We start from the raw sequence: 12,296 nt of genomic DNA, 5'->3' as shown, positions 1-12,296 counted from the left end.
CTTGCAAAATTGTTAAAAAGGTCACACATCTCTACATGGCTGCCGCGCGTTTGCACCGCACATTTCAATCGAATCCAAGCAAAGACGGCCCAAACGCGCCGGATTCGAACTATTCCATATTGAATTTAAGGAATATGCTTGCCCTCTTTTGGAGTGCGGTCACCCTACTGGGTATAACCTGTTGGGGGTATTTGACCTTTTCTCCCTTAATTGCCTCACCCCTCCGTGCTACTCGTCCCGGTCAGCTTCGCCGGTATCCGACGTCTCCGCTCGGGTTCCGGCGGCGGGCGGGATAGGCGCCTCATCGACGCCGTTCCGGCACCGCAGCCGGCAGAACGACAAGAGGGATAAGGGATGACCAACCCGATCAACAGGTCACCACGGGCCGGGGCGGACGGGACCGCGCCCGCCGAAACCACAACCCCCGTCCGGGTCCTGGTCGTCGAGGATGAGACGATCGTTGCCATGTATCTGACCGATATGTTGGAGGAGTTGTCTTACGAGGTGTGCGGCGTCGCCGCCAACGCCGCCGACGCGCTGAAGATCGCCGAGCGGGAACGCCCCGCTCTGGCCCTGGTGGACATCGGTCTCGCCGGTCCGCAGGACGGCATCGAGACCGCGCAGGCTCTGCGCGAGCGCTTCGCCGTTGGCAGCATCTTCATGTCCGGGGCCAGCGACCCCGTCCTGCTGGAGCGCGCCCGCGCCGCCGGCCCGCACGGCTTCATCCAGAAGCCCTACGACGAGCGCCAGCTGAAGACCCTGCTGCACAACGCCGCCCCCCAGCATTAGCCCCCGCCGCCTTCCGCTTGCCGTCCCATGGCTGCGCCGCTCCGGCGCGCGGCCAATCCGGCGTTCCGCCGGATGCGCCGTCGACCACGCGCAAGGGGACACCCGAGACACAGGCCTGGACTTCTTAGGGACCATCGCGTCATGACGATGACCGACGCTCACGACCGGCTTTCCCCCCAGCTTCTCCTGCGCGCGCTGCGCCAGTTCCGCAAGGGCGACTTCTCCGTGCGCCTGCCGCTCGACCTGGACGGGCTGGACGGCGAGATCGCCGCCGCCTTCAACGACGTGGTGGAGATGAACGAAGCCCTGGTGGAGGACGTCGGCCGGGTCAGCGTCGCCATCGGCAAGGAGGGTCGCATCGGCCAGCGCGTCCGCCTGCCCACCGCCTCGGGCGGCTGGGGCGACTGCGTGGACAGCGTCAACGCCATGGTCGCCGACCTGACCCAGCCGACCCAGGAGATGGCCCGCGTCATCGGCGCGGTCGCCAAGGGTGACCTGTCGCAGTCGATGCCGCTGGAGGTCGACGGGCGTCCGCTCCAGGGCGACTTCCTGCACACCGCCCGCACGGTCAACCGGATGGTCGAGCAGCTCGTCACCGTGACGGCGGAGCTGACGCGGGTGGCGCGCGAGGTCGGCATCGAGGGCAAGCTGGGCGAGCAGGCCCAGGTGAAGGACGTCGCCGGCACTTGGAAGGACCTCACCGACAACGTCAACCTGATGGCCGCCAACCTGACGGCCCAGGTCCGCAACATCGCCGACGTCACCACGGCGGTGGCGAAGGGCGACCTGTCGCGCAAGATCACCGTCGACGTGAAGGGCGAAATCCGCGAGTTGAAGGACACCATCAACACGATGGTCGACCAGCTCAACAGCTTCGCCTCCGAAGTCACCCGCGTCGCCCGCGAGGTCGGCAGCGAGGGCAAGCTGGGCGGACAGGCCCAGGTGAAGGGTGTCGCCGGCACCTGGAAGGACCTCACCGACAACGTCAACCTGCTGACCGGCAACCTGACCAATCAGGTCCGAAACATCGCCGACGTGACCACGGCCGTCGCCAACGGCGACCTGTCGCGCAAGATCACCGTCGACGTGAAGGGTGAAATCCGTGAGCTGAAGGACACCATCAACACGATGGTCGACCAGCTCAACAGCTTCGCCAGCGAGGTCACCCGCGTGGCGCGCGAGGTCGGCACCGAAGGCAAGCTGGGCGGACAGGCCCAGGTGAAGGGCGTCGCCGGCACCTGGAAGGACCTCACCGACAACGTCAACGCGATGGCGACCAACCTGACCAGTCAGGTCCGCAACATCGCGGAGGTCACCACGGCGGTGGCGAAGGGCGACCTGTCGCGCAAGATCACCGTCGATGTGAAGGGCGAGATCCGTGAGCTGAAGGACACCATCAACACGATGGTCGACCAGCTCAACAGCTTCGCCAGCGAGGTCACCCGCGTGGCCCGCGAGGTCGGCAGCGAGGGCAAGCTCGGCGGACAGGCCCAGGTGAAGGGCGTCGCCGGCACCTGGAAGGACCTCACCGACAACGTCAACCTGCTGACCGGAAACCTGACCAATCAGGTCCGCAACATCGCCGACGTGACCACCGCCGTCGCCAACGGCGATCTGTCGCGCAAGATCACCGTCGACGTGAAGGGCGAAATCCTGGAGCTGAAGGACACCATCAACACGATGGTCGATCAGCTCAACAGCTTCGCCTCCGAAGTCACCCGCGTGGCCCGCGAGGTCGGCACCGAGGGCAAGCTCGGCGGACAGGCCCAGGTGAAGGGCGTCGCCGGCACCTGGAAGGACCTCACCGACAACGTCAACATGATGGCCGCCAACCTGACCGGTCAGGTGCGCGGCATCGCCGAGGTCGTGACGGCGGTTGCCGAGGGCAACCTGAAGCGCAAGCTGACCGTGGCGGCGCGCGGCGAGATCGCGGCGCTGGCCGACACCATCAACGGCGTGATCGAGACGCTGGCCATCTTCGCCGATCAGGTCACCAACGTGGCGCGCGAGGTCGGCATCGAAGGCAAGCTGGGCGGGCAGGCCAAGGTGCCCGGAGCCACCGGCGTCTGGGGCGACCTGACCGACAACGTGAACCAGCTCGCCGCCAACCTGACCACCCAGGTGCGCGCCATCGCCGAGGTGGCGACCGCGGTGACCAAGGGCGACCTCACCCGCTCCATCGCCGTCGAGGCGTCGGGCGAGGTGGCGTCGCTGAAGGACAACATCAACGAGATGATCCGCAACCTGCGCGACACGACGCAGAAGAACGCGGAACAGGACTGGCTGAAGACCAACATCGCCAAATTCACCCGGATGCTTCAGGGCGAGCGCGATCTGGTCACCGTCACCAACATGATCCTGTCGGAGATCGCGCCGCTGGTGAACGCCCAGCACGGCGTCCTCTACGTCACCAGCCGCGATGGCGACGAGCCGGTTCTCGATCTGGTCGCCAGCTACGCCCTGAAGGAGCGCGACGGGCTGGGCACCCGCTTCACGCTGAAGCAGGGTCTGGTCGGCCAGTGCGCCCACGAGAAGAAGCCGATCCTGCTGACCAACGTGCCGAAGGACTATGTGCGGATCAGCTCCGGCCTCGGCGAGGCGGCGCCGCTGAACATCATCGTCCTGCCCGTGCTGTTCGAGAACGAGGTGAACGCCGTGCTGGAGCTGGCCTCCTTCGGCCATTTCAGCGAGACGCACCGCTCCTTCCTGGAGCAGCTGACGGAAAGCATCGGGATCGTCCTCAACACCATCGCCACCAACATGCGGACCGAGGGGCTGCTGAAGCAGTCGCAGCGCCTGACCGCCGAGCTGCAGAGCCAGCAGGAGGAGCTGAAGACCACCAACGAGCGGCTGGAGCATCAGGCCGCCTCGCTCCGCCAGTCGGAGGAGCTGCTGATGGCCCAGCAGGAAAAGCTGCGCCAGACCAACGAGGCGCTGGAGGAGAAGGCGGAGCAGCTCTCCCTGACCTCCAAATACAAGTCGCAGTTCCTGGCGAACATGAGCCATGAGCTGCGCACCCCGCTGAACAGCCTGCTCATCCTGTCCAAGCTGCTGTCGGACAACGGCGACCACAACCTGACCCCCCGGCAGGTGGAGTTCGCCCGCACGATCAACGCCGCCGGCTCCGACCTGCTGAACCTCATCAACGACATCCTCGACCTGTCGAAGATCGAATCCGGCACGGTCACGCTGGAGATCGGCGCGGTGGTGCTGGACGACCTGCGCGGCCATGTCGAGCGCACCTTCGCCCAGCTCGCCGAGGAGAAGGGGCTGCGCTTCGACATCGACATGACCCAACCGCTGCCCGCGGCCATCCAGACCGACCAGAAGCGGCTGGAGCAGGTGCTGAATAACCTGCTGTCCAACGCCTTCAAATTCACCGAGACCGGCGGCGTCACCTTCCGGGTCGGGCTGGCCAGCGAAGGCTGGAGCGCGGCCCACCCCGTGCTGAACGCGGCGGAGGGGGTGCTGGCCTTCACCGTCGTCGACACCGGCATCGGCATTCCCGAGAACAAGCAGCGCATCATCTTCGAGGCGTTCCAGCAGGCCGACGGCACGACCAGCCGCAAGTACGGCGGCACAGGCCTCGGCCTGTCGATCAGCCGCGAGATCGCCCGCCTGCTGGGCGGCGAGATCCGCGTGCAGAGCGAGTCCGGGGCGGGCAGCGCCTTCACGCTCTACGTGCCGATGGAGTTCGACATCGCCCGCTACGGCGACCCGGCGCCGAAGCTGGCCCCCTTCCCGACGCCGACGCGGCCCATCGTGGTGCCGGGGCCGGAGGAGCGGCTGGCACTGCCGCAGCACCACCCCGTCGCCGACGACCGCGAGCGCATCCGCCCCGGCGACCCGGTGGTCCTGATCGTCGAGGACGACGTGAAGTTCGCCTCGATCCTGGTCGATCTGGCGCGGGAGAAAGGCTTCAAGGCAATCCTCTCCCACGCCGGAAGCCCGGCCATGCCGATGGCCCGCAAATACCGGCCGGACGCGGTGATGCTGGACATCGGCCTGCCGGATATCGACGGCTGGGCGCTGCTCGACCTGCTGAAGCGCGACCCGCACACCCGCCACATTCCGGTGCACGTCATCTCCGCCAAGGAGGAGCGGCGCCGCGGCCTCGCCATGGGCGCCTTCGACTACACCGAGAAACCGGCCGACCGCGAGGCGATCTTCGCGGCGCTCGCCAAGGTCAAGGGCTTCGTGGAGCGCCACCAGCGCCGGCTGCTGATCGTCGAGAAGGTCCCCAACCCAGAGACCGGCGGCATCGCCGGCCTGATCGACCACGACAAGGGCGTCGGGGGCGGGGGCGGTGACGACATCGACATCAGCACCGTCACCTCCGCCGAGGCCGCCCGCGCGCTGCTGGCGCAGGAGCGGTTCGATTGCATGGTGCTCGACCTGACGATTCCCCAGCCCAGCGACTTCGAGTTGATCGACAGCCTGCGCACCCGCGACTCCACCGCCTGGATGCCGGTCGTTGCCTATGTCAGCGACGCCATCGCGCCGGAGGACGAGGCGCGGCTGCGCCGGCTCGCCGAGACGGTGGTGCTGCGCAGCGTCCATTCCGCGGACTCGCTGCTCGACGAGACGGCGCTGTTCCTGCACCGGGCGGTGGACCGGCTGCCCGACGACAAGCGCAACGCGCTCGACCAGATCCGCCAGCGCGACCCGGTGCTGGCGGGGCGCAAGGCGCTGATCGTGGACGACGATTTCCGCAACATCTTCTCGCTCGCCAGCGTCTTGGAGGCCCACGACATGACGGTGCTGCACGCCGAGAGCGGGCCGGAGGGGCTGGAGCTGCTGAAGGCGCACCCCGACCTCGACGTGGCTCTGGTCGACATCATGATGCCGCTGATGGACGGCTACCAGACCATCCGGGAAATCCGTGCGACCGCGTCCGGGCGCGGGCTGCCGGTGATCGCCGTCACCGCCAAGGCGATGAAGGGCGACCGCGAGAAGTGCATCGAGGCGGGGGCGACCGACTATCTCGCCAAGCCGGTGGACATCGATCACCTGCTGTCGCTGCTGCGGGTCTGGGCCGGACGTCGGCAGGACGACGACGCGGGGCACACCCATGCCGGACGGGAGTGAGGAGAAGCCCATGCCCCACCCCTACATGCCCGCCAGCTTCGCCGAAATCGAGGACGCCACACTGCCGCCGCCGGAGGTCCGCGTGCTCGTCGTGGACGACGATCCCCGGAACCTGCTGGCGATGCGGGAAACGCTGGCCGACCTCGACGCCACGGTGATCCTCGCCCGCTCCGGCGAGGAGGCGCTGAAGCGTATTCTCGACCAGGACTTCGCGGCGATCCTGATGGACGTCCATATGCCCGGCATGGACGGCTACGAGACGGCGGAGCTGATCCGCAACCGCCGCAAGTCGCGGCACATCCCCATCCTCTTCCTGACCGCCATAAACAAGGACGAGATGCACATCTTCCGCGGCTATTCCGCGGGAGCGGTCGATTACATGTTCAAGCCGGTGGACCCGGTCATCCTGCGCAGCAAGGTCACCGTCTTCGTCGAGCTGTACCGCAAGACTGAGGAGGTAAAGCGCCAGGCCGCCCTGCGCGAGCGGCTGATGGCCGAGAACTACCGCGTGCGGGCCGAGAAGCTGGAGGCCGAACAGGCGCTGCGCCGGTCGGAGGAGCGGCAGGCAATGATCGCCCGCTCCCTGCCGATCCTGCTCTACACCGCCGGGCCGGAGCGCGGCACGCCCTTCCGCTACGTCACCGAGAATGTCGAGGCGCTGTTCGGCTTCCCCGCCGAACGCTTCCTGACGGACGGCGGCTTCTGGGAATCACGCCTGCACCCGGACGACCGCGAGCGCGCCGCCGTCCAGTTCGACGCGATGCGGCAGGGCGGCGTGTCCACGGTGGAATACCGCTGGCGCGCCGCCGACGGGCAGTACCGTACGCTCCTGGAAAAGGCCATGCTGTTGCCGGGCGAAGGCGGCCGGCCGCCGGAACTCTGCGGCACGGTGCTGGACGTCACCGACACGCGGGAGCTTCAGCTCCAGCTCGCCCATGTCCAGAAGATGGAGACCATCGGCCAGTTGACCGGAGGCATCGCCCACGACTTCAACAACATGCTGACCGTGGTCATCGGCAGCCTGGAGCGGCTGGGCCGCATGGCCTTCGACGACCCCAAGGCGGCGCGTCGGGTGGAGATGGCCCTGCAGGCGTCGCTGCGCTGCTCCGACCTGACGCGGCGGCTGCTCGCCTTCGCGCGGCGCCAGCAGCTCCACCCCGAGAGCGTGGACGTGGAGGCGCTGGTCCGCAACATGGGCGAGCTGATGGAGCGCACGCTGGGCTCGGCGATCACCGTCGAGATCGACAGCGCGCCGTCCCTCTGCCCGGCGCTGGTGGATCGCACCCAGGCGGAGTCGGCCCTGCTGAACCTCGTCATCAACGCGCGCGACGCCATGCCGGCGGGCGGCACGCTGACCATCGCCACCGCGATGGTGGAGGCCGAGGAGGGGGACGCGGAGCTGAGCCCCGGACGCTATGTGCGGATGACCGTGAGCGACACCGGCTGCGGCATGCCGCCGGAGGTTCTGGCCCGTGCCTTCGAACCCTTCTTCACCACCAAGGAGATCGGCAAGGGCACCGGTTTGGGGCTGAGCATGATCCACGGTTTCGTGAAGCAGTCGGGCGGGCTGATCCGGGTGGAGAGCGAGCCGGGCCGCGGCACCTCCTTCCACCTCCACCTGCCCTGCGCCCCCGCGGCCGTCCGTCAGGCGAAGGCACCGGAGGACACCGAGGACAGCGGTCTGCTGCCCGGCCAGGGCGAGGTGATCCTGGTGGTGGACGACGACCGCGACGTGCGTCAGGTCGCCGTGCTGACCCTCCAGGATCTCGGCTACACCGTGGTCGAGGCGGAGAACGGGCCGGAGGCGTTGGCCGTTCTGGCCGGGGAGCCGCGGGTGGACCTGCTGTTCACCGACGTGGTGATGCCGGGCGGCATGAACGGGCTGGAACTGGCCCAGGAGGCGCAGCGCCGCCATCCCGCCTTGAAGGCGCTCTACGCCTCCGGCTACGCCCATGGCGTGGCCGGGGGTTTGAGCGGCGAGGGGCCGGGGGCGGAATTCCTGATCAAGCCCTACCGCGACCGCGACCTCGCCCGCGCCGTCCGCAAGGCGTTGGGCGTCAGCGCGGCGGATGCTTTCCCGGAGTTGAAGAGCGCCTGACGATTGCCATTTCCGTCAAAGATCATTTCCGTCAAAGGCCGTCTCTGTTGAAGGCCATTGTCGCCCTTTTGCCTCAACCGTGAGCGGGGCCGTGGTGTTCAGATGACGGTCGCGTTGCAATAAAGGAGTAGCCGACGTGTCCGCTGTCCGCCTGTCCGGGATTCGCTTCGCCTCGGTCCTGTGCCTTGGCCTGTCCGTCGCCCTGCCCCTGACCTCCGTGCCCGCCACGGCGCAGGTGTTCACCCAGGGCGGTTACGGCGCGCCGACCCAGACCAATCCGCAAGGCGGCCCGCTGGGCAACGGCGGCAACAACACCACCTTCGGCATCGACAACGACCTGCTGGGCAAGCTGGGCGGGGCCGCCGTCGGGGCGCTCGCCGGGTCGCAGATCGGCAAGGGCAGCGGCAACCTGCTGGCCATCGGCGCCGGCGGCCTGCTCGGCTACTTCGCCGGCGGCTACCTGATGGAGCAGCTGAGCCCAGGCAGCCGCAACGCGGCGCAGAGCGCGGAGACCCGCGCGCTCGACGCGCCGGTCGGGCAGACCATCCGCTGGAACAGCCCGGACAGCACGAACACCAGCGGCACCATCACCCCGATCCGCGCCGGGCGTGATTCCGCCGGGCGGGAGTGCAAGGAGTTCCAGCACAAGGTGACCATCGACGGCCGCCAGGAGTCCGCCACCGGCACCGCCTGCCGCGGCGACGACGGCCAGTGGCGCCTCGCCGCCAACCCGTAACTCCGGTTACAAGCCAGCCTTCACGCCGACGGTGTGAACCAGCACCGTCATGGTGTCGGTCGGCACCTCCACCGTCACCGGGACGACGCGCCCGCTCTCCGGCGCGCGGGCGAACCACACGGTCGCCTTGCGCTCGACCCCTTCGGCGAAGAAGCGGTCCCGGTCGCGGTCGCCCTGGAAGCCGGCCACCGGGCGGACGGTGACCGCGCAGACCTCCGCCGTACCCGTGGCGATGCGGTAGCGCGACGACGGCAGGTCGCCCTTGCCCTGCGGCGTCATGATGATGTCGTAGCGGCGGCGCCCGTCATAGACGGGATAGCGTCCTCCGCAGCCGCCCGCCCGGCTGGCGGTCAGGATCACCGCCGCCCCGGCGCTCAACGGATCGATGCTGCCCCGGCGGCTGTCCGGCGGCACCCGCGCCGCCTTGTCGGGGCTCAGCGGCGGATCGGCCGTCACGTCTACCCCGTCGGGACCGAAGGACAGCGTCATGATGTCCTGCTTGCGGCGCAGCCGGCGCTCGCCGCGGAAACGGTCCGGCTGGGCGGCGCCGGCCTCCAGCCGTCCCGCGGACTCGGCGTGGTAGCGGAAATTGGTGAAGAGGCCGAGCCAGGGCACCGCCTCCGCCTCCAGGGCCGCCCGGTAGCGGCTGGCGCCCCCCTCCGCCTCCTCGGTCAGCACGACGCTGCCGCGCGCCAGGGAGACGCCGCCGCCATAGGCGGCGAAGTCCAGCTCCAGCGTGGCGGCCCGGCCCGCCGCCGGCAGAAGAATCAGCAGCCCGGCGGCCAGGAGAATCCGCTTCACGGCGATCGCCTCACGTCGATGGTCCGCCCTCCGCGACGACCAGATCCTGGTACTCCGGGTGGCGCTGGATGTATTTGGCCACGAAGGGGCAGACCGGCACAACCTTCTGCCCGCTGGAGCGCGCGTCCTCCAGCGCGCCGCGCGCCAGCGCGGAGCCGATGCCCTGCCCGGCCATGCTCTCCGGAACCTCGGTGTGGGTGAAGACGATGGCCCCGTCGCGCTTTTCGTACTCCACCACCGCGGTGGCGTCGCCCACGGTCAGCTCGTAGCGGTTCTTGGCCGCGTTGTTCTTCACGTCTCCGCTCATTCCCCACCCTTTCCCTTGTCGTCGAAACCGATCACCACCCCCTCGTCGGGCCGCAGGCGCAGGGCGCCGGACACCGGCTCCTCACCGCGGTCGAGATGGGTGGACAGCCGGATATGGGCAGCGTCCGGCACCGCGTCCACCATCCGCTCCCCGGCTGACAGGTTCAGCAGGATGCGGAAGCGGCTGGTTCCGTGACGGCGCTCATAGGCCAGGACGTCGTTCTCCGCCGACACCGGCTCGTAGCGCCCGACCGACAAAGCCGGCTCCGCCCGCCGCAGGGCCAGCAGAGCGCGGTGGAGCGCCAGCATGGAGAAGGGGTCGGCCGCCTGCGCCGCGACGTTCACCCGCTCGTGGTCGGGGCCGAGCGGCAGCCAGGGCTCGCCCGTCGTGAAGCCGCCTTGCGGACCGCCGTCCCAGGGGATCGGCGTGCGCACCGGATCGCGGCCCAGCCCCAGGCCGGGGATGTTCTTCTCCCACGGGTCCTGCACGCGGTCCGGCGGGATCGGCACGTCGGTCATCCCGATCTCGTCGCCCTGGTACAGCGTCGGCGTGCCGCGCAGGGTCAGCAGGAGCATGGCCGCCACCCGCGCCTGGCCCCGCCCCAGCCGGCTCGCCACGCGGGAGCGGTCGTGGTTGCCGAGCACCCAGTTCGGCCAGCCGCCGGGCGGCAGGGCGGCCTCGTAGGTCCGGATCAGCGCGGCCAGCGCCTTCGCCTCCCACGGGGTGGACAGCAGATGGAAGTTGAAGGGTAGCTGGAAGCCCGTCAGGTCGGCGCCGTAATAGGCCATGAGCTGGTCGATGGGCAGATAGGCCTCGCCGATCAGCAGCCGGTCGGGGTCGTAGCCGTCCGCCACGCGGCGCATGGCGGCGATGGCGTCGTGAACCTCGGGCTGGTCGACCGTGTGGAGGCGGATCAGCCGGCGGACCGGCGACATGCCCTCCCGCCAGCCGGGATTCGGCGGGTTGTCGCGGAACCGCGCGTCCTTGATCAGGTGATGGATGGCGTCCACCCGGAAGCCGTCCACCCCGCGGTCGAGCCAGACGCGCAGCGCGTCGAGCATGGCCTCGCGCAGCGCCGGATTCCGCCAGTTGAGGTCCGGCTGCTCCTTCAGGTAGGCGTGGTAATAGTATTGGCCGGTCGCCGCGTCCCATTCCCAGGCGCCCCCTCCGAACTCCGACAGCCAATTGTTGGGAGGGCCGCCATCCGGGGCCGGGTCGCGCCAGATGTACCAGTCCCGCTTGAGATCGCTGCGCGACGAACGGCTGGCCTGGAACCACGGGTGCCGGTCGGAGCTGTGGTTGGGTACGAAATCCAGGATCAGCTTCATGCCCCGGCGGTGCAGCTCCGCCAGCAGCCGGTCGAAATCCTCCATCGTCCCGAACAGCGGGTGGATGCCCGTGTAGTCCGACACGTCGTAGCCGAAATCAGCCATCGGCGACGGGTAAATCGGCGACACCCACAGCGCGTCCACCCCGAGCGCCTGGAGATGGTCGAGCCGGGCGAGTATCCCCGGCAGGTCCCCCACCCCGTCGCCGTTCGAATCCTGGAAGGAGCGCGGGTAGACCTGATAGATCACCCCTCTCTGCCACCACGCGAAGCCGTCCGCCATAAGCGCTTCCTCAGCCGATCAGCAACGACTCGGCGCCGTCGATCCAGACGGGCGTGCCGGTGATGTGCTTCGAGCGGTCCGACGCCAGGAACAGCGCCAGCTCCGCCACATCGGCGCTGCTGCCCGGCTTGCCGCGGGTCAGCGGTATCTCGCCGTCGGGATATTCGGCGGCCTCCTCGGCCTCTGCGGTGTTGCGCGCCTGGGTGTTGTCCTGAATCTTGGTGTCGATCATCCCCGGACAGATGGCGTTGACGCGGATGCGGTGCTTGGCCAGCTCCAGCGCCAGCATCTGGACCATGGCGACCTGCGCCGCCTTGGTGCAGGAATAGGCGGTGGCCCCGGCGTTGCTGAACACCCGCGTGCCGTTGATCGAGGCGGTCACCAGCACCGACCCGCCGCCCGCCTTCTTCAGATACGGCACCGCGTGGTGCAGCGTCAGGTAGGTGCCGCGCAGGTTGATGTTGATGGTGCGGTCCCATTCCTCCGGAGTCAGCTCGTCGATCGGCGCCCAGACGCCGTTGATGCCGGCGTTGGCGAAGACGATGTCCAGCCGCCCGTACTCCTGGACCAGCCGGTCCACCGCCCGCTTGACCGCCTCGCTGTCGGCGACGTCGGCGACCAGGGGGATGGCCCTGCCGCCCGCCGCGGTGATCTCCTCCGCCGTCTTGCGGATTTCGTCCTCGGTGCGGCTGAGCACGCCGACGCTCGCCCCGGCGCTGGCGAACAGGGTGGCCGACGCCTTGCCGATGCCCGACCCGGCCCCGGTGATGAGGGCGACTTTTCCGTTCAAATCCATGATGTAACCGGCTCCGCTGCTTGTGCTGGGACAGCAGAGCCAACCGATGGCGGCCGGGCCGGTTCCCGTCT

Annotated in this window: 8 protein-coding genes; 4 read left to right on the top strand and 4 right to left on the bottom strand. The window is 68.7% G+C overall.

Annotation, left to right across the window (positions count from 1 at the left end; genetic code table 11):
- Positions 1-354 precede the first annotated feature (354 nt).
- The 4 genes from ABAZ39_RS23775 (at position 355) to ABAZ39_RS23760 (ending at position 8,711) form a co-directional block, all read left to right on the top strand.
- The gene (locus tag ABAZ39_RS23775) at positions 355-789 is read left to right on the top strand and encodes a response regulator (RefSeq protein WP_051658460.1); all 435 of its coding nucleotides are present in this window, start codon (positions 355-357) and stop codon (positions 787-789) included.
- A gap of 141 nt (positions 790-930) precedes the next feature.
- Positions 931-5,877: a HAMP domain-containing protein gene (locus tag ABAZ39_RS23770; protein ID WP_349619700.1), complete on the top strand. Its 4,947-nt coding sequence runs from the start codon at positions 931-933 to the stop codon at positions 5,875-5,877.
- Between the two features lie 10 nt (positions 5,878-5,887).
- Positions 5,888-7,975, top strand: coding sequence for a PAS domain-containing hybrid sensor histidine kinase/response regulator (locus tag ABAZ39_RS23765; RefSeq protein ID WP_247881759.1), 2,088 nt, complete (start codon positions 5,888-5,890; stop codon positions 7,973-7,975).
- A gap of 136 nt (positions 7,976-8,111) precedes the next feature.
- A complete protein-coding gene (locus ABAZ39_RS23760; RefSeq protein ID WP_051658458.1) occupies positions 8,112-8,711 on the top strand; it encodes an RT0821/Lpp0805 family surface protein in 600 nt (199 codons plus the stop codon).
- Positions 8,712-8,717: 6 nt separating this feature from the next.
- Here the strand turns inward: ABAZ39_RS23760 and ABAZ39_RS23755 are convergent, their stop codons facing one another.
- The 4 genes from ABAZ39_RS23755 to ABAZ39_RS23740 are packed head-to-tail and all read right to left on the bottom strand — an operon-like array spanning position 8,718 to position 12,225.
- Positions 8,718-9,512, bottom strand: coding sequence for a DUF3108 domain-containing protein (locus tag ABAZ39_RS23755; protein WP_040136318.1), 795 nt, complete (start codon positions 9,510-9,512; stop codon positions 8,718-8,720).
- A 10-nt stretch (positions 9,513-9,522) separates the two neighbouring features.
- Positions 9,523-9,819: a GNAT family N-acetyltransferase gene (locus ABAZ39_RS23750; protein WP_014242492.1), complete on the bottom strand. Its 297-nt coding sequence runs from the start codon at positions 9,817-9,819 to the stop codon at positions 9,523-9,525.
- Positions 9,816-11,429, bottom strand: a complete 1,614-nt coding sequence (locus ABAZ39_RS23745) for an alpha-amylase family glycosyl hydrolase (protein WP_040136316.1) — start codon at positions 11,427-11,429, stop codon at positions 9,816-9,818. The genes ABAZ39_RS23750 and ABAZ39_RS23745 overlap by 4 nt, the downstream gene beginning before the upstream one ends.
- Positions 11,430-11,439: 10 nt before the next feature.
- Complete coding sequence (locus tag ABAZ39_RS23740; protein WP_040136314.1) at positions 11,440-12,225, bottom strand: SDR family oxidoreductase; 786 nt, start codon at positions 12,223-12,225, stop codon at positions 11,440-11,442.
- Positions 12,226-12,296: the final 71 nt, after the last annotated feature.

The sequence above is a fragment of the Azospirillum argentinense genome, assembly GCF_000632475.1.
Lineage (GTDB): Bacteria > Pseudomonadota > Alphaproteobacteria > Azospirillales > Azospirillaceae > Azospirillum > Azospirillum baldaniorum.
This window is presented reverse-complemented; position numbering and strand designations above follow the sequence as displayed.